The organism is Chromobacterium paludis, assembly GCF_008275125.1.
GTDB classification, from domain to species: domain Bacteria; phylum Pseudomonadota; class Gammaproteobacteria; order Burkholderiales; family Chromobacteriaceae; genus Chromobacterium; species Chromobacterium paludis.
The window spans coordinates 1,446,791-1,471,674 of record NZ_CP043473.1; the positions used below are offsets into that span (position 1 = coordinate 1,446,791).

General features: G+C 63.6%; 24 protein-coding genes and 2 tRNA genes. 24 read left to right on the forward strand and 2 right to left on the reverse strand.

Going from position 1 to position 24,884, the window contains the following annotated elements; all coding sequences use genetic code 11:
* Positions 1 to 166: 166 nt before the first annotated feature.
* The 4 genes from FYK34_RS06530 (at position 167) to FYK34_RS06545 (ending at position 2,543) form a co-directional block, all read left to right on the forward strand.
* Positions 167 to 436 carry an HU family DNA-binding protein gene (locus FYK34_RS06530; RefSeq protein WP_043572292.1) on the forward strand — a complete coding sequence of 90 codons (270 nt, stop codon included), beginning with the start codon at positions 167 to 169 and terminating at the stop codon, positions 434 to 436.
* A gap of 39 nt (positions 437 to 475) precedes the next feature.
* Positions 476 to 551: transfer RNA gene (locus FYK34_RS06535), tRNA-Val, on the forward strand.
* A 6-nt stretch (positions 552 to 557) separates the two neighbouring features.
* Positions 558 to 634, forward strand: a tRNA-Asp gene (locus FYK34_RS06540).
* 73 nt (positions 635 to 707) lie between these two features.
* Positions 708 to 2,543, forward strand: coding sequence for a SurA N-terminal domain-containing protein (locus FYK34_RS06545; RefSeq protein ID WP_149295613.1), 1,836 nt, complete (start codon positions 708 to 710; stop codon positions 2,541 to 2,543).
* Between the two features lie 51 nt (positions 2,544 to 2,594).
* Here the strand turns inward: FYK34_RS06545 and FYK34_RS06550 are convergent, their stop codons facing one another.
* The gene (locus FYK34_RS06550) at positions 2,595 to 3,512 is read right to left on the reverse strand and encodes a LysR family transcriptional regulator (protein WP_149295614.1); all 918 of its coding nucleotides are present in this window, start codon (positions 3,510 to 3,512) and stop codon (positions 2,595 to 2,597) included.
* 89 nt (positions 3,513 to 3,601) lie between these two features.
* On the opposite strand from FYK34_RS06550, the gene FYK34_RS06555 reads away from it, so the two are divergent.
* From FYK34_RS06555 to FYK34_RS06585, 7 genes are all read left to right on the forward strand, one after another.
* Positions 3,602 to 4,366, forward strand: coding sequence for a sulfite exporter TauE/SafE family protein (locus tag FYK34_RS06555; protein WP_196782634.1), 765 nt, complete (start codon positions 3,602 to 3,604; stop codon positions 4,364 to 4,366).
* Positions 4,367 to 4,450: 84 nt separating this feature from the next.
* Positions 4,451 to 4,741 (forward strand): helix-hairpin-helix domain-containing protein, encoded by a 291-nt coding sequence (locus FYK34_RS06560; protein WP_149295615.1) that lies wholly within the window; start codon positions 4,451 to 4,453, stop codon positions 4,739 to 4,741.
* On the forward strand, positions 4,738 to 5,361 hold the full coding sequence (locus tag FYK34_RS06565; RefSeq protein ID WP_149295616.1) for a paraquat-inducible protein A: 624 nt from the start codon (positions 4,738 to 4,740) through the stop codon (positions 5,359 to 5,361). The genes FYK34_RS06560 and FYK34_RS06565 overlap by 4 nt, the downstream gene beginning before the upstream one ends.
* Positions 5,346 to 5,978, forward strand: a complete 633-nt coding sequence (locus FYK34_RS06570) for a paraquat-inducible protein A (RefSeq protein ID WP_149295617.1) — start codon at positions 5,346 to 5,348, stop codon at positions 5,976 to 5,978. The genes FYK34_RS06565 and FYK34_RS06570 overlap by 16 nt, the downstream gene beginning before the upstream one ends.
* Positions 5,968 to 7,587: a PqiB family protein gene (locus tag FYK34_RS06575; RefSeq protein ID WP_149295618.1), complete on the forward strand. Its 1,620-nt coding sequence runs from the start codon at positions 5,968 to 5,970 to the stop codon at positions 7,585 to 7,587. Before FYK34_RS06570 ends, FYK34_RS06575 begins: the two co-directional genes overlap by 11 nt.
* Entirely contained in the window at positions 7,584 to 8,201 is a 618-nt protein-coding gene (locus FYK34_RS06580) for a PqiC family protein (RefSeq protein WP_149295619.1), read from the forward strand. Before FYK34_RS06575 ends, FYK34_RS06580 begins: the two co-directional genes overlap by 4 nt.
* 225 nt (positions 8,202 to 8,426) lie before the next feature.
* The gene (locus FYK34_RS06585) at positions 8,427 to 8,774 is read left to right on the forward strand and encodes a hypothetical protein (RefSeq protein WP_149295620.1); all 348 of its coding nucleotides are present in this window, start codon (positions 8,427 to 8,429) and stop codon (positions 8,772 to 8,774) included.
* Positions 8,775 to 8,824: 50 nt separating this feature from the next.
* Here FYK34_RS06585 and FYK34_RS06590 read toward each other — a convergent pair whose 3' ends face one another.
* Entirely contained in the window at positions 8,825 to 10,090 is a 1,266-nt protein-coding gene (locus FYK34_RS06590) for an Hsp70 family protein (RefSeq protein WP_149295621.1), read from the reverse strand.
* 339 nt (positions 10,091 to 10,429) lie between these two features.
* Here FYK34_RS06590 and nirK point away from each other — a divergent pair, with 339 nt between their 5' ends.
* The 13 genes from nirK (at position 10,430) to serC (ending at position 24,841) form a co-directional block, all read left to right on the forward strand.
* Positions 10,430 to 11,866 (forward strand): copper-containing nitrite reductase, encoded by a 1,437-nt coding sequence (gene nirK, locus FYK34_RS06595; RefSeq protein WP_149295622.1) that lies wholly within the window; start codon positions 10,430 to 10,432, stop codon positions 11,864 to 11,866.
* Positions 11,863 to 12,639: a formylglycine-generating enzyme family protein gene (locus tag FYK34_RS06600; protein WP_149295623.1), complete on the forward strand. Its 777-nt coding sequence runs from the start codon at positions 11,863 to 11,865 to the stop codon at positions 12,637 to 12,639. The genes nirK and FYK34_RS06600 overlap by 4 nt, the downstream gene beginning before the upstream one ends.
* Complete coding sequence (locus tag FYK34_RS06605) at positions 12,636 to 13,208, forward strand: SCO family protein (protein WP_149295624.1); 573 nt, start codon at positions 12,636 to 12,638, stop codon at positions 13,206 to 13,208. Before FYK34_RS06600 ends, FYK34_RS06605 begins: the two co-directional genes overlap by 4 nt.
* Before the next feature lie 225 nt (positions 13,209 to 13,433).
* Positions 13,434 to 15,725, forward strand: coding sequence for a heavy metal translocating P-type ATPase (locus FYK34_RS06610; protein ID WP_168209663.1), 2,292 nt, complete (start codon positions 13,434 to 13,436; stop codon positions 15,723 to 15,725).
* Positions 15,726 to 15,892: 167 nt separating this feature from the next.
* Entirely contained in the window at positions 15,893 to 16,117 is a 225-nt protein-coding gene (locus FYK34_RS06615; protein ID WP_149295625.1) for a hypothetical protein, read from the forward strand.
* A 267-nt stretch (positions 16,118 to 16,384) separates the two neighbouring features.
* Positions 16,385 to 17,134: an endonuclease/exonuclease/phosphatase family protein gene (locus FYK34_RS06620; RefSeq protein ID WP_149295626.1), complete on the forward strand. Its 750-nt coding sequence runs from the start codon at positions 16,385 to 16,387 to the stop codon at positions 17,132 to 17,134.
* A gap of 318 nt (positions 17,135 to 17,452) precedes the next feature.
* Positions 17,453 to 18,190, forward strand: a complete 738-nt coding sequence (locus tag FYK34_RS06625; protein ID WP_149295627.1) for a methionine ABC transporter ATP-binding protein — start codon at positions 17,453 to 17,455, stop codon at positions 18,188 to 18,190.
* Positions 18,190 to 18,876, forward strand: a complete 687-nt coding sequence (locus FYK34_RS06630) for a methionine ABC transporter permease (RefSeq protein WP_149295628.1) — start codon at positions 18,190 to 18,192, stop codon at positions 18,874 to 18,876. Before FYK34_RS06625 ends, FYK34_RS06630 begins: the two co-directional genes overlap by 1 nt.
* Before the next feature lie 34 nt (positions 18,877 to 18,910).
* On the forward strand, positions 18,911 to 19,720 hold the full coding sequence (locus FYK34_RS06635; protein WP_149295629.1) for a MetQ/NlpA family ABC transporter substrate-binding protein: 810 nt from the start codon (positions 18,911 to 18,913) through the stop codon (positions 19,718 to 19,720).
* Between the two features lie 384 nt (positions 19,721 to 20,104).
* Positions 20,105 to 22,711 carry a DNA gyrase subunit A gene (gene gyrA, locus FYK34_RS06640; protein ID WP_149295630.1) on the forward strand — a complete coding sequence of 869 codons (2,607 nt, stop codon included), beginning with the start codon at positions 20,105 to 20,107 and terminating at the stop codon, positions 22,709 to 22,711.
* Positions 22,711 to 23,178, forward strand: coding sequence for a PaaI family thioesterase (locus FYK34_RS06645; RefSeq protein WP_149295631.1), 468 nt, complete (start codon positions 22,711 to 22,713; stop codon positions 23,176 to 23,178). Before gyrA ends, FYK34_RS06645 begins: the two co-directional genes overlap by 1 nt.
* Complete coding sequence (locus FYK34_RS06650; protein ID WP_149295632.1) at positions 23,175 to 23,615, forward strand: PaaI family thioesterase; 441 nt, start codon at positions 23,175 to 23,177, stop codon at positions 23,613 to 23,615. Before FYK34_RS06645 ends, FYK34_RS06650 begins: the two co-directional genes overlap by 4 nt.
* 137 nt (positions 23,616 to 23,752) lie before the next feature.
* Positions 23,753 to 24,841, forward strand: coding sequence for a 3-phosphoserine/phosphohydroxythreonine transaminase (gene serC, locus FYK34_RS06655; protein WP_149295633.1), 1,089 nt, complete (start codon positions 23,753 to 23,755; stop codon positions 24,839 to 24,841).
* Positions 24,842 to 24,884: the final 43 nt, after the last annotated feature.

Genomic DNA, 24,884 nt, shown 5'->3' on the forward strand with positions numbered 1-24,884 from the left:
GGCCTTATCAATGCTGTGAATATTCCCTGTGTTTTCGGCTTTCCAGCGGGCTTGCGAAATAGCAAAACCCCCGTGGAAGCCGCTTGACACAAGGATTTCGGCCTTGCTATAAAGCAAGCGTTTTTATCCGAATTACGTAGACCGAGAACGACGAAAGGGGACTTACGTGAACAAGTCTGAACTGATTGACGCCATTGCCGCAGAGGCCGACATTTCCAAGGCCGCTGCTGCCAAAGCGCTGGACGGCATGGTGGCTGCCGTAACCGACGCCCTGAAAAAAGGCGATACCGTGACGCTGGTGGGCTTCGGCACCTTCTATGTGGGCGAGCGCGCCGAGCGCAGCGGCCGCAATCCGAAAACCGGCGAAACCATCAAGATCCCGGCGGCCCGTTCTCCGAAGTTCCGCGCTGGCAAGGCACTGAAGGACGCGCTATAATCGCGCCTTCGCCGCCATCCGCGTGAAGGCGGCGAAGCCGGGCGTTTAGCTCAGTTGGTAGAGCGTCTGCCTTACAAGCAGAATGTCGGCGGTTCGACTCCGTCAACGCCCACCAAAGTTCGGAGCGGTAGTTCAGTTGGTCAGAATACCGGCCTGTCACGCCGGGGGTCGCGGGTTCGAGCCCCGTCCGCTCCGCCAAATACACAAGAAAGGTGAACCGATCCAACGCGTTCACCTTTTTTTTTAACAGGGGTGGCTAGAGCCAATTGCCATGTTCGAGTTTGTTCAGAACAACAAAACCGTTATTCAAGTGATACTGGGCGCCGTGGCCCTGACTTTTGTGGGATTCGGCGTCGGCAGCTACTCCAGCGCCACCGACGACCCCTATCTGGTCAAGGTGGGCAATACCAAGATTTACAAGCGCGACCTGGATCGCGCGCTTGAGGGGCGGCCCAGCGATCCAGCTACCCGCCAGGCCATGCTGGAGAACATGATCCAGCGCGAACTGCTGCTGTCCGACGCGCGCGATCACGGCGCGACGGTCAGTCCGGAGCAGCTGCGCAAGTTCATCGCCGCCGTGCCTCTGTTTCAGGATGGGGGCAAGTTCAGCGCAGAGCGCTACGCCGAGTTCCTGAAAAGCCGCTATCCGTCCGCAGAGGCATTTGAGAACGAAATCAGCCGCGACCTGATGGTGCGAAGCCAGATGGACAGCGTGGCCGGCACCCAGTTTGTGCCGCAGGTCGTCATTGATCGCGTGATCGCCATCCTGGGAGAGGCGCGCGAGATCCAGCCGCTGCTGATCAAGCCTAGCGATTTCGCCGCGGAAGTGAAGACTGACGACGCGGCCATCAAGGCCTATTACGACGCCAACGCCAAGCGCTTCCGCACCGCCGAGCAAGTCAAGCTGGACTACGTGGTGCTGTCGCAAGACGCCCTGGCCCAGAGCATCAAGGTCAGCGATGCCGACGTGCAGAAATACTACGAGCAGCACAAGGCCGACCTGGCCGGCGAACAGCGTCGCGCCTCGCACATCCTGCTGACGGTGCCCAAGGACGCGAAGCCGGAGCAGAAGGCCAAGATCAAGGCCGAGGCCGAGGCCATTCTGAAGGAAGTGAAAGCCAATCCGGCCAAGTTTGCCGAAATCGCCAAGGCGAAGTCCCAAGACCCCGGTTCCGCGGAAAAGGGCGGCGACCTGGGCTTCAATGCGCGCGGCATGATGGTCAAGCCGTTCGACGATGCCGTTTTCGCGATGAAGCCGGGCCAGATCAGCGACCTGGTGGAGACCGAGTACGGCTTCCACATCATCCGCCTGGACGCGATCAAGAGCGAGACGCTGGATCAGTTGAAGGCGGCCATCGTGGAGAAGCTGCAAAAGCAAAAAGCGGCCGCTTTGTTCCGCGCGCAATCCGACAAGCTGAACGAAGTGTCCTATCAGCAGGCCGATTCGCTGAAGGGCGTGGTGGACGCGCTGAAGCTGGAGGTCAAGCACTCCGCTTGGCTGCAGCGCAACCAGCCGGCGCAGGATGAGATATTGGGCAATCCCAAGCTGCTGCAGGCCGTGTTCAGCGACGACGTGCTGAAGAAAAAGCACAATAGCGAAGTGGTGGACGTCGGCGGCGGCCGACTGGTGGTGGCGCGCGTGGCGGATCATCAGCCCGAGCGTCAGCAGGCCATCGCCGAGGTGCGTGACCAGATCAAGGCTGAACTGATCGCGCGCGAGGGCGCCAAGCTGGCCGACAAGAAGGGCCAGGCACTGCTGGCGGAGTTGAAGGCCGGCAAGGGCGTCGACGCGCAGCAATGGGGCGCCGCCCTGACCGTGTCGCGCCGCGCGCCCGGCCTGCCGCAGTCGGACATGCGTTCGATCTTCGCCGTCGGCGCGGCCAAGCTGCCCGCATTTGCCGGCGTGCATCACGATGACGGCAGCTATGTGGTCTATCGCGTCAACAAGGTGGTGCCGGCGCCGGCCGCCACGGATGCGGAGCGCGCCCAGCTGGGCGGCCAGCTCGATCAAGTGAGCGCGAACGGTCAGTTTGCCGCCTACCTGAAGACGCTGCGCGAAAAGTATCCGGTCACCGCCGGCAAGCAGTCGCTCAACGACAATAACTGACGCGGCTTGCTTCCAGCGACTTGCCCCGCCCTGTGCGGGGCTTGTTTTTTTCTAGCCGCGCGCGCCGAAGCCGCGCGCTTGCGCGGCCTCCCGCAAGGCCTCCAGCAGCAGGCGGGCCTTACGCGGCAGCGCGCGGCTGGCGAAGACGGCGTGCATCTGCGGATCGTCGCCCTGGCTGGAGACGATGCGGAAGACGGGGCATAGCCGCAGCAGTTCGCCGCGACGGACTAGCGGCTCTGCCAGCCAGTCCCCCAGCCGAGCGATGCCCAGGCCGGCGCGCACGGCATCGAGCACGCCGTTGCCGGAGTTGCTGCGATGCCAGGCGTGAAGATTCAGGCTGAGGCTTTCTTCATCGCTCACGAAGTTCCAGGCCTTCAGCACGCGCGGGGCGCTGTGGATGACGACCCGGTGCGCCGGCAATTCCCCGGGGTGGGTTGGCGCGCCGTGGCGCGCGACATAGGCCGGGCTGGCGTACAGATGGCGGCGATAGGACCACAAGGGGTAGCCGATCAGCTCGCTGGAGTTGGGAAAGGCGCCGCGAATCGAAAAGTCCAGCTTGTCGCGCATCGGCTCCAGCACGGCGTCGTTGTACAGCACCTCGAAGCGCAGGCCGGGGTGCTCGTCTGCCAGGCGCGCCAATATCCGCGGCAGCAGCTCGCGCCCAAGCGTTTCCGGCGCCGAAAAGCGCAGCAGCCCTCGCGGCGAGCCATTCTGTTGATTCAGTTCCTCCTCCGCCTGCTGTTGCAGCTCCAGCATCTGCTGCGCCAGCGGATAGTAGGACTCCCCAGCCATGGTCAGCGCCACCAGTTTGCTGGAGCGCGCCAGCAGCATCGTGCCCAGTTCCTCCTCCAGCGCTTGCAGCGCGCGCGTGACGCTGCTGGGGGAGGTGCCCAGGCGGCGGGCGGCGGAAACAAAGCTCTTCGACTCCACCACGGCGCAGAACACGCGCAGATTCCACAAAGTTTTCATCGCGCCCTCTAGATTTCGATATCTGCAACATTGTATTGCAATCTTGCGATGGCAAGCGGAGGTAGAATGCGCAGGGAAGGAGAATGACGATGTTGTTGAGCTTGAGTGTTTTGTGCGTGATCGCTTTCTTTGCCGGCCTGGTGGATGCCGCCGTGGGCGGAGGGGGCTTGATCCAGATTCCTGGCCTGTTCAGCGCCTTGCCCAATGTGGCGCCGGCCACTATTTTCGGCACCAACAAGCTGGCTTCCGCCGTCGGCACGCTGTCGGCCGCGCGCTCGTACCTGCGCCGCGTGCGGCTGCCGTGGCGCCTGGTGCTGCCCGCGGCGGCCACGGCTTTTGTGTTTGCGTTTGCCGGCGCGCAGGTGGTCACGCTGATCCCCAAGGACATCATCCGGCCGCTGGTCCTGGTCCTGCTGCTGGTGATGGCCGCCTACACGCTTTGGAAGAAGGACTTTGGCAAGCTGCACAAGCCCGTCGCCATAGGCCGCCGCGAGATGGCGATAGGCATGGCCATAGGCGGCGCCATCGGTTTTTATGACGGCCTGTTTGGCCCGGGCACCGGCAGTTTTCTGATGTTTCTGTTCATCCGTTTTTTCGCGTTCGACTTCCTGCATGCTTCCGCGGCGGCCAAGGTGGTCAATCTGACAACCAATGTGGCGGCGCTGCTTTCCTTTGCCATTGGCGGCCACATCTTGTTTGCCTACGCGCTGCCGATGGCGGCGGCCAATATGGCCGGCGCCGTGGTGGGCACGCGCCTGGCGATGAAGAATGGCGCAGGCTTTGTGCGGGTGCTGTTCCTGCTGTTGACCAGCGTCTTGATCTGCAAGCTGGCCTGGGACATGCTTCGCGGCTGAGCGCCGCATGACGGCCGTGGCTTTGAACTGCGGCGGGCGCTCCTTTATCATATGGTTCTCATGATTCGGCGAGCGCAATGATCCATGCATCCCTCACGCTGCCCGGCGCCTGAGCAGGCTCGGGACTTGCTTCAGCTGCCCAATGTCGGCCCTAGCACGGCCGCCGACCTGCGCCTGCTGGGCATCCACTCCCCAGCCGAGCTGCGCGGCCGGGAGCCGCTGCAGTTGTATCTGCAGCTGTGCGACCTGACCGGGCGGCGCCAGGACCCCTGTGTGCTGGATGTCTTGATGTCGGTCTGTCATTACGCCGATACGGGCGAAGCCCGGGCCTGGTGGAGCTTTACCGCGGAGCGCAAGCGCAGGTGGACAGTATGAGCCGCGCCGCGCCGGCCTTGACCGCCTGCCATGATTGCGATCTGCTGCTGCGCCTGCCGGCGGCGGGGCGGGAGCGGGCCGGCGTCTGCTGCCCGCGCTGCGGCGCCATCCTGTACGAGCAGGGCGAGGAGACGCAGTCCAGCGCCTGCGCGCTGCTGCTGGCCGGCGTCGCGGTGTTCATCATCGCCAACTGCTATCCAGTGCTGGCGCTGGAGATCGCCGGCAATCGCAATGCCGCTACGCTGTGGCAGACCGCGCTCGCCCTGCAGGCGCAAGGCATGCCGGAGGTGGCGCTGCTGGTGCTGTTCACCGGCATCGTGATGCCGGCGCTGGAGATTCTGAGCATGCTGTATCTGCAATTGCCCTTGTTGCTGGGCATTCAGCCCGCAGGCTTCGCCGTCATGATGCGTTTGTATCGGCTGGCCCGTCCCTGGTGCATGGTGGAGGTGTTTCTGCTAGGGGTGCTGGTTTCTCTGGTCAAGCTGGTGCACCTGGCCAGCGTGCATCCCGGCATCGGCCTCTGGGCCTTTTTCGCGCTGATCATGCTGATGGCCGCCAGCGCCGCCCGGTTTCGGCCGCATCAGCTATGGGAGCGCCACCAAGCATGCGCTACGGCGTAAACAGCGCCGCGGCGCGCGATCTATGCCTGTGCCATGGCTGCGGCCTGCTGAGCCGGGCGCAGCCGCATGGGGACAGCGCCTGCCCGCGTTGCGGCGCGGCGCTGCATCTGCGCCGCCCGGCCGCCTTGCAGCGCTGCTGGGCTCTGCTGTTGGCCGCCATGATCTGCTACCTGCCGGCCAATCTGCTGCCCATCATGGAAACCACGGCGCTGACCGGCGTGCAGCGCGACACCATCATGAGCGGCGTGGTCTATCTGTGGAACAATGACTCCTGGCCGCTGGCCCTGGTGGTGTTCACCGCGAGCGTGCTGGTGCCCTTGCTGAAGATACTGGCCTTGCTGCTCCTGCTGTGCAGCGTGCAGTGGCGCTGGACCTGGGCGCCCCAGCAGCGCACGCGGCTGTACCGGCTGATCGAGGTCATCGGGCCATGGTCCATGCTGGACATCTTTGTGGTGGCCTTGATGGTGGCCCTGGTGCAATGGCAGTCGCTGGCCAGCATCAAGGCGGGCCCGGCGGCCATCGCCTTCGGCGCGGTGGTGGTGCTGACGATGCTGGCCGCGATGAGTTTCGACCCCCGGATGATCTGGGATCCGCTTGAGGACAATGATGAGCAGTGAGACTCCGCAAACTCCGCCCGAGGCGGACCTGCCGCAGGCCGTGCCGGTGAGGCGCCGCCGCTGGGCGCCGTCCCTGGTTTGGCTGATTCCCGTGGTGGCGGCCCTGATCGGCGGTTGGCTGGCCGTGCACGCCGTTTTGTCGCGCGGGCCGATCATCACCATTGCCTTCCAGAACGCAGAAGGCATAGAGGCGGGCAAGACCCGCATCAAGTACAAGGACGTGGAGATAGGCGAGGTGACCTCGGTCGCGCTGAGCCCCAACCGCCAGTCCATCATCGCCACCGCGCAATTGAGCCAGCAGGCGGCGGACTACCTGGCCGAAGACAGCCGTTTCTGGGTGGTGCGGCCGCGCATCTCGGGCGGCGGCGTCACCGGGCTGGGCACCGTGCTGTCTGGCTCCTACATCGGCATGGACATAGGCAAGAGCGCGGCGCGCAAGACGGACTTCGTCGGCCTGGAGAACCCGCCCATCATCAATGCCGACCTGCCGGGCCATACCTTCTTCCTGCGCGCGGACAATCTGGGATCGCTCAATACGGGGTCTCCGGTCTACTTCCGCCGCGTGCCGGTGGGGCAGGTGACAGGTTATGAGCTGGATCCCAAGGGCGGTTTCGTGCGGGTGAGCATTTTCATCGGCGCGCCATATGACAGGTTTGTCACCGCCAACAGCCGCTTCTGGCACGCCAGCGGCGTGGATGTGTCGCTGAGCGCGGACGGGCTCAATGTCAGCACCCAGTCGCTGGCGGCCATCGCGCTGGGCGGCATCGCCTTTGAAACGCCGCTGACCGACAACGGCGGCGTGCCCCTGTCGGACCGCAACTTCATCCTGCACGCCACGCGTGAGAAGGCGCTGCAGAACCCGGACCGTGAAATGCAGCCATTCCGCCTGCGCTTCCATCAGTCCTTGCGGGGCCTCAGCGTGGGCGCGCCCGTGGACTTTCGCGGCATTCCCATCGGCGAGGTGACGGCGATAGGCGTGGAGTACGTGCCGGAGCGCAAGGATTTCGACATGACGGTGGACATCCGCACCTATCCCAGCCGCCTGGACACGCTGTCGCGCAGCGGCCATATCTCCGGCAAGCTGTCTCCGCAACTCTTGATCGCCAACGGCATGCGCGCCCAGCTGCGCGCCGGCAACCTGCTGACCGGGCAGCTCTACGTGGCGCTCGACTTCTTCCGCGACGCGCCGCCGGCCAAGCTGATCGTGCGCAACGGCCTGCCGGAGCTGCCCACCATACCGGGCGACCTCGAGGAGTTGCAGCGCGTGTTGCAACGCATTGTGAAACGGCTGGATGCCATTCCGTTCGATGGCATAGGCAAGGAGGCCAGCGCCTCGCTGAAGTCTTTGCAGCAGACCCTGGACAGCGTGAAGCAGCTTAGCGACGGCCTGAATCAGCAAACCGTGCCGCAGGCAGGCAAAACGCTGGAGCAACTGCAGCAGACGCTGGAGGCGACGCGGCAAGCCATGAAAGCCGACTCGCCGCTGCAGCAGGATGTGCGCGCCGCGGCGCAGGAGGTGAAGGAAACCGCGCGCAGCTTCCGCGCGCTGGCCGATTACCTGGATCGCCACCCCGAGGCGCTGGTGCGCGGCAAGGAGAAACAGCCATGATCAAACACTGGATGTCGGCCGCGCTGCTGGCCGCGGGGCTGATGGGCTGCGCGTCGCCGCCGGCCCGCTTTTACGGCCTGGATGCGCCGGCGCTGTCGCCGGCGGCGGTCCAGTTCGGCAAGCGCGTGATGGTGGGGCCTGTCTCATTGCCGGCGGCGCTGGACCGGCCGCAGCTGGTGCTGGACGACGGCAATGGCGAATTGCGGCTGCAAGAATATGCGCGCTGGAGCGCGCCCTTGGACCGCCTGCTGGCGCAGAATCTGGCTGCCGGCGTGTCCCGGGCCGGCGGCGTGGCCAGCGTCTATGCCTACCCTCAGCCGGGCATGGATGGCGGCGACTTGCGCTACACGCTGGATGTGCGCCGCTTGAGTTTGCGCCCCGGGCGCGGCGTGGGCATGGATGCGGTATGGCAACTGCTGCGGACGGCGGACGGCGCGGTGCTGGCGTCGGGCGCGTTTAGCCGCGACAGCGCCGTTTCCCGCCCGGATGCGGCCGCCCTGCTGACGGCTTGCCAGGGCATGCTGGCCGAGCTGGCGGCTGAAATGGCCTTGCCTTTGCGCCAGCATCCGCAGTGGTGGCAGCGGGATGCGGCGCAGCCGGCGGCGCAAAAATAGTCGTCCCTACGCGCGGATGCCGTTCGCGCCAGCCTCGCGCGGCATGGGTGGGCGCGCGGAATCCGCTGCGCGGGGCGCTTGGGAGCGCCAGCCGGCCGCGCGCGTTGCCGGGCGGCGTTTGCCCTGGTTTCGCACGGGCATTGCGGCGTGGCTTGCCGATCAGCGCGCGCCGCGGCTTTGTGATATGCTTGCGCGCCCAACTCAGCCGTGACCCGTCACCCATCAATGAAAGACCCTTGCGATCACTACACCTTCGACCTGATAGGCGGCGTCCAGAAGAAGCCGGGGCGCAAGCCGCTTGGCGCGCGCGCGATGACGGTGGCGGAGCGCAAGCGCCGCAGCAGGGAGCTGCGGCGCAATCGCCTGCAGGAGCTGTCCGTGACGGTGGAGCTGAGCCGCGAGGCGCAGAAGTCGCTGAGCAAGATGATAGAGTGGTGGGGCGTCAGCAAGAAAGAGGCGATCAATCGCGCCCTGGTAATCGCCTGCCAATCCCAGATGGGCCGCACCGCCAATCTGTTCGGTTTCGAGGCCGCGCCGGAGACGGCGGCCGCGCGCAAGAAAAAAGACGCCTGACGGCGCCCTCATGCAGGCCAGCGCTCTGCTGGCCATCCCAACTAGCTAGCTTAACCGTATCGCTTCATGGCCTCGATGGCGAGGCCGCTGCCAATGCTGCCAAACAGATTGCCTTCCACATGGTGAGCATTGGGCAGCAGCGCGCGCACGCCTGCGCGCAAGGCCGGCACGCCGCTGGAGCCGCCGGTGAAGAACACGGTGTCAACCCGTTCCGCCTGCAGGCCGGCATCGTCCAGTAGCCGGCATACGGTGGTGGCGACGCGATCCAACAGGCTGGCGATGCTGCCTTCGAAGTCTACCCGGGCCAGGTCGCAATGCAGGCCGCGCTCGATCGGGTCCATCAGCAGGCGGTGGCTGTCCTGATCGGACAGCGCGATCTTGGCCGCCTCCACCTCCATGGCCAGCCAGTGGCCGGCGCGCTCCTGGATCAGCTTGAACAGACGGTCCAGCTTTTGCGGCTCGGCCGCGTCGCGATGAACGTCCTGCAGGTCCATCCAGGCCTTGCGCGTGTAAGCGAAGTTGATGGTGTGCCAGGTGGCCAGGTTGAAGTATTGGCTGGATGGCATCTCGGCATTATTGCGCAGCCGGGTCTTGAAGCCGAACAGCGGCATGACGCCATGCAAGCTCAGCTGGCGGTCGAAGTCCGTGCCGCCGATGTGCACGCCGCCGGTGGCCAGGATGTCATCGCGGCGCTCGCCATGCGCGCGGCGCTCCGGCGACAGCCGGATCAGGGTGAAGTCCGAGGTGCCGCCGCCGATGTCCACGATCAGCACCAACTCTTCCTTCTGGATGGACGATTCATAATCGAAGGCCGCCGCGATCGGCTCCAGCTGGAAGGAAATCTCCTTGAAGCCGGCCTCCCGGGCGATGGCGGCCAGCGTATCCTCGGCCAGCTGATCCGCCTGGGGGTTGTCGTCGACGAAATATACCGGGCGCCCCAGCACCACATGGTCAAAGCCGCGTCCGGCCGCCTTCTCGGCGCGCTGCTTCAACTCCTGGATGAACAGTTTCAGCAGGTAGCGGAAGGGCAGCGCCTTGCCCTGGACCTCGGTTTGGCTATCCATCAGGCTGGAGCCAAGCAGGCTTTTGAGCGAGCGCATCAGGCGGCCCTCGTACCCATCCATATACTCTGCCAGCGCGGCGCGGCCATAGCTGGCATGGTCTTCCTCGTAATTGAAGAATACGACCGAGGGCAAGGTGATCTTCCCGTCTTCCAGTTGCAGCAGCGTGTCATGGCCGGGGCGCAGCCAGCCGGCGGTGGAGTTGGAGGTGCCAAAGTCGATACCGCAGGCGCGGGAGGCGGTTTGGACTGTCATTCTGGCATCTCCTTGAAATTTAAAGAGGCGCGATGGTACGCGGAATGCGGCGGAAAGGGAAGAGCGGAGCGCCATCCCACATGCCGACCGCATTGCCGCGGGCGGGCGGCGTGAGGCATGGGGGCGATGAGGGGACGCCGATTGTGCGGCCAAGCTGCCAGCGGCTGCTTGGCCGGTGGCTGATTGGTGAAAACGCCACATGCGCAGGTCGAAACTTGAGTTGCATCAACGATAAATGACCTCGACATTTCCCGCGAGAAGCCATTGCGCATAATAAGGTGTGCCAAAAATACATTAATTGCGCCACCGGGCGCGGGTTGCAACTAAAGGAGCGTGACGATGGGCCAGAAACGGAGCGGGAAATGGGCGTTATGCGGCGTGTTGGCGGGGCTGATGGCGGGAGGGCATGCTGCAGCGGCGTTTGCTGAAGGCAAGGACTTGCCCATCGTGCATGAAACGCTGGTGGCGCCGCCGAATCTGCCGCCGCCGATCACGCGCATGGCGCCGGCCAAAGTGGTGGTGGAGTTGACGGTGGAAGAGGTGGAGCGCGAGATCGCGCCGGGCTCGCGCTATATGTTCTGGACCTTCGGCGGCACCGTGCCGGGCAAGATGATACGGGTGAGGGAGGGCGATACGGTGGAGCTGCACCTGAGAAATCTGGCCAGCAACAAGCTGCCCCACAATATCGATCTGCACGCTGTGACCGGTCCTGGCGGCGGCGCGCCGCAAACGCTGGTTGCGCCTGGCAAGCAGGCAGTGTTCACATTCAAGGCGCTGAATCCTGGCCTTTTCGTCTATCACTGCGCCACTGCGCCGGTGGGCATGCATATCGCCAACGGCATGTACGGCATGATACTGGTGCAGCCCAGGACGCCGCTGCCCAAGGTGAGCCGCGAGTATTACGTGATGCAGGGCGACTTCTACACTAGCACGGGCTATCGGGCCGGCGGCCTGCAACCGTTCGACATGCAGAAAGCGATAGACGAGAAACCCACCTACGTCTTGTTTAATGGCGCGGACCGGGCGCTGACGGGCAAGAACGCGCTCACGGCCAAGGCTGGCGAGAAGGTGCGGATTTACTTTGGCGTGGGCGGCCCGAATTTGACGTCCAGCTTTCACATCATCGGCGCCATTTTCGACAAGGTCTACACCGAGGGCGGCGCCAATTTCCAGCGCAACGTCCAAACCACGCTGGTGCCGGCGGGCGGCTCCACCATCGTAGAGTTCACGCCCAAGGTGCCCGGCAATCTGACCCTGGTGGATCACTCCATCACCCGCGCCTTTAACAAGGGCGCCATCGGCCTGCTGTCGGTCAGCGGGCCGGATCGGCCCGATATCTACGGCAAGGGGCAGATCAGCGCCATGGGCGAACTGGCGCCCGCAGTGAAAACCGCGCCGGGCGAGGAGGCGCCGGTGAACGCGGAGCCGCCGCAGCCGCGCGAAAACAGGCCGGCCGATCATGGCCAGTCCGTGTTTGCCAAAAACTGCGTGGCCTGCCACCAGGCCAATGCCCAGGGTGTGCCCGGCGTGTTTCCGCCGCTGGCGGATTCTGATCTGATTCAAAAAACGCCGCTGGAGGCGGCGCGCATCATCCTGGGAGGGCGTGCCGGCCAGTTGCTGGTGAATGGGGTGAGCTACAACGGCGTGATGCCGTCGCTGGACCTGTCTGACGAAGAGGTGGCGGATGTGCTGAACTACGTCAGCGTCCACTTCAACAAGGGCAAGCCTGTGGTGACGGTGGAGGACGTGAAGACGCTGAGGGCGCAAAAGCCATGAAATGGCGAGCCGGGTGGCTGGCGGCGTGCACGGGGCTGGCCTGGATCCAGGCTGCCGCGGCGGGCCAATACGTGGACATTGCCGGCGGCCGCTTCCGCAGCGCAATGTCTGTCGATGGCGCCGCCGTAACCGTGGCGGCTTACAAGCTGCGAGCCGAGCCGGTCACCAATGCCGAGTTCCTAGGTTTTGTGCTCAGCCATCCCCAGTGGCGTCGAGATCGCGCGCCAGCCTTGTTCGCCGCTGCGGGCTATCTTGCCGCGTGGCGAACGGCGAGCGATTACGGGAAATTGCTCGCCCGCGCCCCGGTGACGCAGGTGAGCTGGTACGCCGCGCGCGCCTATTGCGCCAGCGAAGGCGCGAGACTGCCCACCTGGCACGAATGGGAGAGAGCCGCGGCCGCCGATGACAAGCGCGCCGATGCGCGCGACGACCCGGCCTGGCGTGAGCAGATACTGCGCTGGTATGAACAGCCCGGCGGACGCGGGCTGCCATCTGTGGGGCGGGATGTCAATTTTTGGGGCGTCGCCGACTTGCATGGCTCCATCTACGAATGGGTGGAGGACTTCAACGGCCTGTTTGTTTCCACCGATAGCCGTGCGCAGGGCGAGCAGCGCACCCTGGCCACCTGTGGCGCGGCGGCCCTGTCGCTGGGCGATCGGGAAAACTACGCCATCTTGATGCGAATCGCCATGTTGGTGGCGCTGAATGGCAACGACGCGCCGCAAGTCATGGGCTTTCGTTGCGCCAAGGATAGCGAGGAGAGGGCACCATGAGTGGATGGAAAAGAAACGGGGCGCTTGCCAGCCTGGCGGCATGGTGTTCGCTGGCGATGGCGGCAACCGTGCCGGGCGACTCCCTGTATCAATTGCGCGAGCCGCTGACCGATCAAAACGGAAAGCCGTTTCAGATGGCGGAATTGGCCGGCAAGCCTGCGCTGCTGACCATGTTTTACGGCAGCTGCCAGCTGGCCTGCCCCCTGGTGATCCATAATATGCAAACCACGATGGCGGCTTTGCCACCGGCCGCGCGGGGCAAGGTGGAAGCGCTGTTGATCAGCCTCAATCCACGGGAGGACAAGGTGGTGACGCTGAAACAATTGGCCAAGGAGCACGGCATGGATGGGGCGGGCTGGCTGTGGCTGGTGAGCGATTCGGATGAGCACACGCGCGGCTTGGCCGCCAGCCTGGGAATCCGCTATCGCCGCTTGGAGAGCGGCGCCATCAATCATTCAACGCGCATCCTGCTGCTGGATGGCCAGGGCAGAATCGCGGCTGCTGTGGATGATGTGGGGCCGAATCCCGATCCAACCCTCGTTGCCAAACTGCGCGCGCTGGCGCGCTGAGCGGACGCTGCCGGCCCCAGCCCCATCGCGTTGCGCATTTGCATGGCTGCGTGGCGCATGGCGGCGCGACAAGGCCGAACTGTCAAAACAACCGCTCCTGCCCATAATAAACAATGGCGCTTTCACATCGGCAGCCTCGGATTCATCCGTCAAACCAGGGGTGGTTCAATCTAAGTCACTGCCGCCTCAACTAGAGACTCTCCGTGCAAAAGAGGAACCGCCGCCATGGCGCAGCGAGAGATGGTGCTGAATATCACGCTACTGGGCATCCCTGCCGCCGCATTATTGGCGGCGTTGTCATACCACTTTGGCGGATGGGGGCCAGACTGGCCTGACGCACTCGCATGGTCTGCGCTGCCGGCTTTGTTTGTCCTGGTTTACGACGCTGCGCGCGCGCTGTGGCAAAAGCACATGGGCGTGGATGTTCTGGCGATTTTGTCCATCCTGGTCGCTCTGCAGATGGGGGAGCATGCCACCGCGGCTGTCATAGCCGCGATGGCGGCCAGCGGCCGTTTGCTGGAAAGCTATGCGGCCGGTCGAGCCGTCAGGGAAATGGAAGCGCTGCTGCAAAACGTGCCGCGATTGGCTCACCGCCTTAACGGGGAGCAGATCCAAACCGTTCCGGCAAATGACATCCGCCCTGGCGACACGCTGCTGGTGAAGCAGGGGGAGATGGTTCCGGTGGATGGCCCTCTCGCCAGCCCCGCGGCATCGCTAGATGAATCCTCGCTGACCGGCGAGGCGCTGCCTATTTTGCAAACTTCCGGCGACTTGCTGCGCAGCGGAGCGCTTAACGCCGGCGACAGCTTCCGCATGATCGCGGCCAAGCGCGCCGCAGACAGCACATTCAGCGCCATCGTCATGCTAGTGCAGCAGGCTGCCGCCGCTAAGTCCCCCGCCACCCGCATGGCAGACCGTTACGCAGCCTGGTTTATTCCGTTGACGGTTCTCCTGGCCGGCGCTGCTTGGCTCATCAGCGGCGACCCGATACGCGCGCTGGCCGTTCTGGTTGTCGCTACCCCATGTCCCTTGCTGCTGGCGGTGCCGGTTGCCCAGGTGTCCGGCATCTCTCGTTGCGCCGGGCGCGGCGTCCTGGTCAAGGGCGGCGCGGCGCTGGAGGGCTTGGCGCAGGCGGATACGCTGTTTTTCGACAAGACTGGCACCCTGACTGGCGGACAGGCCAAGCTGATTGGCATCCGCGGGCATGGCCAGCATGAGGCTGGCGAGTTGCTGCGGCTGGTTGCCGCGCTGGATCAGATGTCCTGCCATGTGCTGGCGACCGCGATTTTGCGCGCCGCACATGAGCGGGGCGTGACGGAGCTTCCACTGCCTGAGGGGGTGGAGGAAACTGCCGGAGCCGGCATCTGCGGGCGGGTGGATGGCAGGCGGGTTGCCGCCGGCACGCCGGCATTCATCCTGGCCCGGGCGGCAAGTGAGCCATGGCTGGATGCCGAGATCAAACGCCTGGCGGTGGAGGGGGCCACGGGGGTATTCGTCGCCATAGACGGCAAGCTGGAAGGGCTATTGGAGCTGTCCGATCCGCTGCGGCTGGAGACTCCACGCGCTTTGCGCTTGTTGCGGCGGGCAGGCGTGCGCCGCATCGCCATGCTGACCGGGGACAAGCGCGAGGTTGCAGAGTCGATAGGCAGCGGCATCGGGGTGGACGAGGTGCATGCGGAGCTGTCGCCGGCCGGTAAGCTGGCCCGCATTGCGGAAGCCGCGCAATCGCATTGCACCATGATGATAGGCGATGGCGTAAACGACGCGCCTGCGCTCGCGTCGGCTCAGCTTGGCGTGGCCATGGGCGCGCGCGGCGCGGCGGCAGCGGCGGAAAGCGCAGGGGTGGTGCTGCTGATCGACAAGCTGGACCGCCTGGCTGAAGCCAAGATGATAGCCGTGGCGACGATGCGGATCGCCCGGCAAAGTGTCGCGCTGGGCATGGCGTTGTCGTTGTTGGCGATGCTTGTCGCGGCCGCGGGCTACTTGCCGCCGCTGGACGGGGCGCTGCTGCAGGAGGCGATAGACGTGGCGGCCATCCTAAACGCCTTGAACGCCTTAAGGATACGTCCGCTGCTCAGCAATCGGACCCGCCTGGCCGCCGACAAAGTGCAAGCGCTGCGCGAGGAGCATCAGAAACTGGAGCCGCTGTTGGCCCAGTTATCGGACTTGGCCAGGGCCTTGCCGACGATGATGCCTGATCGGCAGGTGCAGGCATTGCAGGCGCTGAATGGCGTGTTGCGAAACGAGCTGATCCCCCATGAGCAGGAGGATGAACAAGCGCTTTATCCGGCAGTGTCGTCGCTTTTGGGCGGCGATGATCCGCTGGCGGCATTGAGTCGCAGCCATCAGGAGATTTTTCGCGGCATCCATCGGCTGTCGCGGCTCTTCGATCCGCTGCAGAGTCCCATTCCCGAGCCTGTCATTCAGGATATCCAGCGCACGCTTTATGGTTTGGAGGCGGTGCTGCGGCTGCATTTCGCACAGGAGAACGAGCTGTTCAGCAGCCTAAGCCCCTGAAGGCTCCTCGAATTCAAAGCCAATGGCCGCAAAGGAAATGGCGTCGGCCGGCATCCGGGCTAAGTTTGACTTAAGCTTGGTAGGCTAAAGTGAAAATTGCCCTAATGTAGGGTGTGGCGCCGGAGTGACTGGCACCTTTAACGATGTTTCACGCAGGAGGCTTGATCATGTCCATCGCTCCCATTTCCACCACGAGCACGAGTCCGCAAGCATTGACTCTGGGGCCCCTCCGCCATGCCCATGCGGCCGTTCCGGCGCAAACTGCGCAGGCAAGCCCCGCATCCGTCCAGGACAAGGTGTCCATCAGCAGCGCGGGGAGAGCCAAGCAGCAGGAAGAGGCCGCCGAGTCCGCGACCCAGGCTGCCAAAGAAAACGAGAGCGGAGAAGGCTAAACGCCATCTCCGCAATCATGCTTCTGTGGTGCCGCTGACCCAACATGGACGTGTTAGGTGAGGGCGAGTCCATGTTTTTTATCGGTTTTGCTGATATTGGCCAGATTATTTAATCCTCCCCATCCAGTCCGTGAGTAATGGCCGGCATTGCTACTGCTGATGGGCGCTGGCTGGCAGCCAAAACCTGCAGCCGTTTGAGCAGATGGGCCGCAGGCTGCCCGGCAATGCGTGGCGGCTGGCAGAGCGGCCGCCGACTGTACGTCTCATATGAAAAATATCAACGTCATAACATACAATATCCACAAAGGCATGTCGCCGTTGAACCGGCATGTGCGCGTGGGGGATATGGCGGAGGCGCTGGCGGGACTGGGGCCGGACATGCTGTTTTTGCAGGAGGTGCAGGGGCGGAATCTGGAGCGCGCCCTGCGTCATCAACGCTGGCCGCTTCAGCCGCAGCATCATTACCTGGCCGAACGGCTGTCCCATCGCGCGGTTTACGGACTCAATGCCAGCTATGAGCACGGACATCACGGCAATGCGCTGCTGACGCGGTTCAAAGTGGCACAGTGGTGCAATCGTGATATTTCAGTCAACCGCTTTGAAAGCCGCGGCGTCTTGCAGTGCATGGTGCAGCCCGAGGGCTGGAGCAAGCCGGTGGTGGCGCTGTGCGGGCACTTCAATTTGCTGGCGTTTGACCGGCGCAAGCAGTACCGGGGTTTGGCGCGCTATGTGCAGGAAGCCATCGCGGAGCATCAGCCGCTGATCCTGGCCGGAGATTTCAATGATTGGCGCGGCGAGGCCAGCGCCTTGCTGAAGGGCGAGCTGGGCTTGGAGGAGGTGTTTCTGCAATTGCATGGCAGCCACGCCCAGAGCTTTCCGGCGCGCATGCCCATGCTGACGCTGGATCGCATTTATGTGCGCGGCCTGAGGGCGGAGTCGGCGCGGGTGCTGTCCGGACGGCCATGGTCCGTCCTTTCGGACCATCTGCCGCTATGCGCGGAGCTGAGTCTGGCGTGAGTTTGTCCGGAGCGGCATAAAACAAAAAATGCTTAGCAATGAATGAATTTTCATATTGCAAAGCATTTTCTGCAATATGGCGACAGTTTCATATAATTTTCCGCAAGGCGGTTGACGCTAAGCGAAAAAACATGTTCAATCTCAATCAAACTTATCGCCGATTTGACACAGCTTGCGGGCGTAAAACAGCTAAAGCGTGGGTAGACAGACCCAGCATCAGTGAACCTGTCTACAGCCAATCTTCCGGATCATCCGCAGATTCCCACAGCAAAGCCCGCCGCAGCCATCGGCGGGCTTTGTGCTTTGGGAGTGTTAGGAATGATTCATCTGCAAAATGTCCAAAAACGGTTCCGCCATCCGGAAGGCGGTTGGTTCGACGCCGTGGCGGAGACCTCGCTGTCCATCCGCGAGGGCGAAGTCTTCGGCCTGATCGGCTTCTCCGGCGCCGGCAAGTCCACCTTGCTGCGCCTGATCAATCTGCTGGAGCGCCCCGATGCCGGCGCCGTGATCGTGGATGGTCAGGACCTGACCAGCCTGTCTCCCAAAAAACTGCGCGCCGCGCGCCAGAACATCGGCATGGTGTTCCAGCAGTTCAATCTGCTGGCCAATCGCACGGTGGCGGGCAATGTGGCTTTTCCGCTGGAAATCGCCGGCTGGAGTAAGGCCGACATCGAAAAGCGCGTGGCAGAATGCCTGGCCGTGGTCGGCCTGGAAGACCGCGCGGGACACTATCCGGCCCAGCTGTCCGGGGGGCAGAAGCAGCGCGTGGGCATCGCCCGCGCCCTGGCGCCGCGTCCGCACGTGATCCTGGCCGATGAGCCGACTTCGGCGCTCGATCCCAAAACCACCCAATCCATCCTTGATTGCTTGAAAGACATCAATGCGCGTTTTGGCGTGACCATCGTCATCGTCACGCATGAAATGCATGTGGTGCGCAGCATCTGCCATCGCGCCGCGGTGCTGGACCAGGGCCGCGTGGTGGAAGTGGTGGATGTCAAGAATTCGGAAGTGGAGGCGGAGTCCGCTCTGGCCCGCTCCCTGCTGGAGGCCGCGTAATGGATGCCGCAACCCTGAGCGAAGCGCTGCAAAACCTGCAGTCCATGAGTCCGGAAATCTGGCAGGCCTGCCAGGAAACCGGCGTGATGCTGGGCATAGGCTTGGCCGCCGCCATTCTCTTGGGCGGTCCGCTGGGCGTGATTCTTTATCTGTCCCAGCCTGGGCAATTGTTCGCCAATCGGGCGGTCAACGGCGTGCTGAGCTGGCTGGTGAATCTGGTGCGCTCCTTCCCCTTCATCATCCTGATGGTGGTACTAATCCCGCTGACCCGCGCCCTGGTGGGCAGCACCATCGGCCCGGTGGCGGCGTCGGTGCCGCTGGCTTTCGCCGCCATTCCGTACTTCGCCCGCCTGGTGGAGCAGACGCTGCGCGAGATCCCGCGCGGCGTGGTGGAGGCGGCCGAGGCCATGGGCGCGAGCCCGGCGCAGATCATCTTCAAGGTGCTGATCAATGAAGCCCGTTCCGGCCTGATTTCCAGCCTCACCATCCTGACCATCAGCTTTCTCAGCTATACCGCGGTAGCCGGCGTGGTGGGCGGCGGCGGCATAGGCGACTTGGCCATTCGCTACGGTTACTACCGCTTCCAGACCGATGTGATGGTGGCCATGGTGCTGCTGCTGGTGTTGCTGGTCCAGATCATTCAGCTGCTGGGCAACCGCCTGGCGGCCAAGCTCGACAAACGTTGATTTTCAAGACGCGCAGAATTTAAAGGAGAGAAAAATGCGTAGATTCGTCATCAAAGCCGTTGCCGCATCCGTCGTGGGCCTGGCCTTCGCAGGAAACGCCCTGGCCGCCGACCCGGCCAAGAAACAAATCGTCATCGGCACCACCGTCGGCGACTTCGGCGACATGGTCAAGCAGTCCATCAAGCCGCAGCTGGAAAAGCAGGGCTATGCCGTGAAACTGGTGGAGTTCACCGACTACGTGCGCCCGAACCTGGCGCTGCAGGAAGGTTCGCTGGACGTAAACGTATTCCAGCACAAACCCTACCTCGACAACTTCGCCAAGGAACACAAGCTGTCCCTGAAGGAGGTGTTCCAGGTGCCGACCGCGCCGCTGGGCATCTATCCGGGCAAGCTGAAGTCGCTGAAGGACGTCAAGCCGGGCGTGACCGTGGCCGCGCCTAACGATCCGTCCAATTTCGCCCGCGTGCTGGTGATGCTGAACGACCTGGGCTGGGTCAAGCTGAAGCCTGGCATCAACCCGCTGACCGCTTCCGAGCGCGACATCGCCGACAACATCAAGAAGGTCAAGCTGGTGCAACTGGAAGCCGCCCAGTTGCCGCGTTCGCGCAGCGATGTCGACTTTTCCGTGATCAACGGCAACTACGCCACCAGCTCCGGCATCAAGCTGACCGAAGCCGTATATCAGGAAAAGAGCTACGCCTATGTCAATTGGGGCGTGGTGCGCGCCGCCGACGCCGCCAAGCCGTGGGCCAAGGATGTGATCGCCGCCTACAATTCGCCGGCGTTCAAGGCCTACGCCAAGCAGAAGTTTGCCGGCTACAAGCTGCCGCAAAACTGGAACTGAGTTTTTCTTGTAACACTCCTGGCTACAAGACTTGCGGAGGACTTCGGTCCTCCTTTTTTTACGCGCATTCGCCGCGGAGGCGCTCGCATGGATTTTAAAGTGAAGTGAGCGGAGTGGTTTCGGCGTGGCGCGGCTGGGCGGGCGATTTCAATCGGGCTGTCGGACGCCAAAGCGCCGGCTTGCGGCTTTTCTTTCCGCGCCCCGCGCCCGAGGCGCTTGCCCGCCGTGGTTTGCGATGCCCGTCACGGGCATTTGGACAGGCTTTCATGGTAGAATCTATGGATTGTCACATTCAGTCTGCCAGTGCCGTCGCGGGCGAAAAATCGCATCGGCGATGCTCGCCATTGCGGCACTGGCTGAATCATCCTTACGAATAAGATACTTATGACCGAGAACCAGTTCGCCAAGGAAACGCTTCCCATCAGCCTCGAAGAGGAGATGCGCCGCTCTTACCTGGATTACGCGATGAGCGTGATCGTGGGGCGGGCGCTGCCGGACGTGCGCGACGGCCTGAAGCCGGTGCACCGCCGCGTGCTGTACGCCATGCATGAACTGTCCAATGACTGGAACCGCGCGTACAAGAAGTCGGCCCGTATCGTTGGCGACGTGATCGGTAAATACCACCCGCACGGCGACACTGCCGTATACGACACCATCGTGCGTCTGGCGCAGGACTTCTCCTTGCGCTACCCGCTGGTGGATGGCCAGGGCAACTTCGGCTCGGTGGATGGCGACAACGCCGCCGCCATGCGTTACACCGAAATCCGCATGGCGCGCATCGCGCATGAGCTGCTGGCGGACATCGAAAAAGAAACCGTGGATTTTGGCCCCAACTACGACGGCTCCGAGCATGAGCCGCTGATCCTGCCGGCCAAGATCCCGAACCTGCTGATCAACGGCTCGTCCGGCATCGCCGTGGGCATGGCCACCAACATCCCGCCGCACAATCTGAACGAAGTGGTGGACGCCTGCCTGGCCTTGCTGGCCAATAGCGATCTGACCATAGACGAGTTGATCGACATCATTCCGGCGCCGGACTTCCCGACCGCCGGCATCATCTACGGCACCGCCGGCGTCAAGGAAGGCTACCGCACCGGCCGCGGCCGCGTGATCATGCGCGCGCGCACCCATACCGAACCGATCGGCAAGGGCGACCGCGAAGCGATCATCGTCGACGAGATTCCGTACCAGGTGAACAAGGCCCGCCTGCTGGAACGCATCAGCGAGCTGGTGCGCGACAAGCAGATCGAGGGCATTTCCGATCTGCGCGACGAGTCCGATAAATCCGGCATGCGCGTGGTGATAGAGCTCAAGCGCGGCGAAATGCCGGAAGTGGTGCTCAACCACCTGTACAAGATGACCCAGCTGCAGGACAGCTTCGGCATGAATATGGTGGCGCTGGTCGACGGCCAGCCGCGCCTCTTGAATTTGAAGCAAATCCTGGAAGAGTTCCTGCGCCACCGCCGCGAAGTGGTGACCCGCCGCACCATCTTCGAACTGAAGAAGGCGCGCGAGCGCGGCCACATTCTGGAAGGCCTGGCCGTGGCGCTGTCCAATGTGGACGAGATCATCGCGCTGATCAAGGCGTCCGACGCGCCGCCGCAGGCCAAGGCCGCGCTGATGGCGCGCGCCTGGCGCTCCTCGCTGGTGGAGGACATGCTGTCCCGCGTCGAGGGCGACAAGGCGCGTCCGGAAAACATCGACCCGTCCTTCGGCATGAAGGAAGATGGCTACCACCTGTCCGACGTGCAGGCCCAGGCCATTCTGGACATGCGCCTGCAGCGCCTGACCGGTCTGGAACAGGACAAGATCGTTGGCGAATACCGCGAGATCATGGACGTGATCCTGGACTTGCTGGACATCCTGGCCAAGCCGGAGCGCATCAGCCAGATCATCAGCGACGAGCTGAATGCCATCCGCGCCCAGTTCGGCGATCCGCGCCGTTCGGAAATCGAGCCTTATGGCGGCGACATCAATATCGAAGACCTGATCACGCCGCAGGACATGGTGGTGACCATCTCCCATACCGGCTACATCAAGGCCCAGCCCATCGACGACTACAGCTCGCAGCGCCGCGGCGGCCGCGGCAAGCAGGCGGCGGCCACCAAGGACGACGACTTCATCGAGACGCTGTTCGTGGCCAATACCCACGACTACGTGCTGTGCTTCTCCAGCCGCGGCCGTTGCTACTGGCGCAAGGTGTACGATCTGCCGCAAGGCGGCCGTCAGAGCCGCGGCAAACCCATGGTCAATGTGTTGCCGCTGGAAGACGGCGAGAAGATCAACGCGCTGCTGCCGGTCAAGGAGTTCCGCGACGACCAGTTCATCTTCATGTGCACGGCCAACGGCACGGTGAAGAAAACGCCGCTGGTGGATTTCTCCCGTCCGCGCACCGCCGGCATCATCGCCGTCAATCTGGACGACGGCGACAATCTGATTGGCGTGGCGCTGACCCATGGCGACGACCAGATCATGCTGTTCTCCGACGCCGGCAAGGCTGTGCGCTTCAGCGAAACCGACGTGCGCCCGATGGGCCGCAACGCCACCGGCGTGCGCGGCATGATGCTGGGCGACGAGCATCAGGTGATTTCGCTGCTGGTCAGCAATTCCGAACAGCAGATGGTGCTGACCGCCAGCGACGGCGGCTACGGCAAGCGCACCTGCGTCGGCGACTTCCGCCTGACCAGCCGCGGCACCCAGGGCGTGATCGCCATGGACCTGACCGACAAGACCGGCCTCAAGCTGGTGGCGGCCAGCCTGGTGGAAGAGAGCGACGACATCATGCTGATCACCACCGGCGGCGTGCTGATCCGCACCAAGGTGGCGGAAGTGCGCGAAACCGGCCGTTCCGCCCAAGGCGTGCGCCTGATCAATCTGGACGAAGGCGAGAAGCTGATCGGCCTGGAAATCGTGGCCGAGTCCGAAGCCGAGTGCGCGGAAGGCGAGGGCGAAGCCGAAAGCGACGCCGCGCCGGAGCAAGGCGAAGCGTAATGGTCCAGACTCCCGCCAATGCCCGCGTGCTGGAGGCGATGAGCCAGCTCTTCGTCTCCTTCCCGCACTGCGCCACGCTGGGCTTCGAGTACGTCGGCACCGATGGCCGCAAGCCCACGCTGCGGCTGGGCTGGCGAGAGGACCTGGTGGGCAACCCGGCCACCGGCATCCTGCACGGCGGGGTGATCACCTCGCTGGTGGATACCTGCAGCGCCATCGCCGTCACGGCCAATCTGCCGGAGGTCGAAACCATCGCCACGCTGGACCTGCGCATCGACTACCTGAAGTCCGCCACGCCGGGCAAGGCCATCTACTGCCGAGCCGAATGCTACCGGCTGGCAAGCCAGATCGCCTTCACCCGCGCCGTGTGCTACCACGACGACCCGGCCGACCCGATCGCCCACGGCGTAGCGACGTTCATGCGCGAATCCAGCCGCACGCCCATGCTGCAGGAGGGCGCGCAATGAGCGATTTCATGCAACGCTTCGCCGAATGGCGCGAGCGCAAGGCCTTCGCCGAAATCGTGGACGCGCTGCCTTACGTCAAGCTGATGGGCACCATCATGCGCGAGGACGAACTGGGCGAGCTGCGCTTCGAGCTGCCTTTCCTTGAGCGCAATGTCGGCAATACTTCCTTGCCGGCGCTGCATGGCGGCCTGATCGGCGGCTTCATGGAGAGCGCGGCGATGATACACTTGATGTGGAACCGCGAATCGCTGGAAACGCCCAAGATAGTCGATTTTTCCCTGGACTATCTGCGGCCGGGTCGCCCGCAGACCTTGTTTTCCCAGTGCGAGATCACCAAGCAGGGCAAGCGCGTGGCGCATGTGCTGATCGAGGCCTGGCAGGACGACCGCGCCAAGCCGGTGGCGGTGGCGCGAGCCCACTTTCTGCTGAGCAACTGAGCGGGATCGGGATGAGAGGCTGATTGCAAACCGGCGCTTCCAACAGGAATGCGCCGGTTTTTTCATGGAACTGCTATTGCGATGGACGGCCTCGCCGCCATCTGAACAATAAATCGGACAAAGACAGAGGAAAGACCATGGCCAAGGTGTACAACTTTTCCGCAGGTCCCGCCGTTTTGCCGCACGCCGTGCTGGCCGAGGCGCAGAGCGAGCTGCTGGATTGGCACGGCTCCGGCATGAGCGTGATGGAGATGAGCCATCGCGGCAAGGAGTTCATGGAAATCATCCATGACGCCGAGCACGATCTGCGGCAGTTGATGGGCATCCCCGCCGGCTACAAGGTGCTGTTTTTGCAGGGCGGGGCCTCGCTGCAGTTCGCCATGGCGCCGCTGAACCTGCTGGGCGACAAGGACAGCATCGACATCGTCAACACCGGCCACTGGTCCAAGCTGGCGATCAAGGAAGCCAAACGCTACGCCAAGGTCAATGTGGCGGCGAGCAGCGAAGACAGAAACTTCAGCTATGTGCCGGAGGAGTCGGCCTGGCAGCGCGACCCGAACGCCGCCTACCTGCACTACACCTCCAACGAGACCATAGGCGGCCTGCAGTTCCCCTTTATTCCGGCGGAAGAGCACGGCGTGCCGCTGGTTTGCGACATGTCGTCGGACTTTCTGTCGCGGGAGATCGACGTCAGCCGTTTCGGCATGATCTATGCCGGCGCGCAGAAGAATATCGGCCCATCCGGCCTGACCGTGCTGATCATCCGCGAAGACCTGCTGGGCAGGGCCCGCGCCGACATTCCCACCATGCTGAACTATCAGGTCCATGCCGACGCCGACTCCATGTACAACACGCCCGGCACTTACCCGATCTACATCGCCGGCCTGGTGTTCAAGTGGCTGAAGGAGCAGGGCGGCGTCAAGGGCATCGCCTCGCGCAATGACGAAAAAGCCGGCCTGCTGTATCACATGATCGACAATAGCGAAGGCTTCTACTCGACGCATATCGAGCGTCCTTACCGCTCCAAGATGAACGTGGTGTTCCGGCTGAAAGATGAGGCGCTGGATGAAATCTTCCTGCTGGAAGCCCGCAAGGAGGGCCTGGCGCAGCTGAAGGGCCACCGCGCCGTGGGCGGCATGCGCGCGTCCATCTACAACGCCATGCCGATCGAGGGCGTCAAGGCCCTGGTCAATTTCATGCAGGACTTTGCTCGCCAGTACGGCTGACGCCGCGACGCATAAAAAAGGCAGGCCTGTCGGCCTGCCTTTT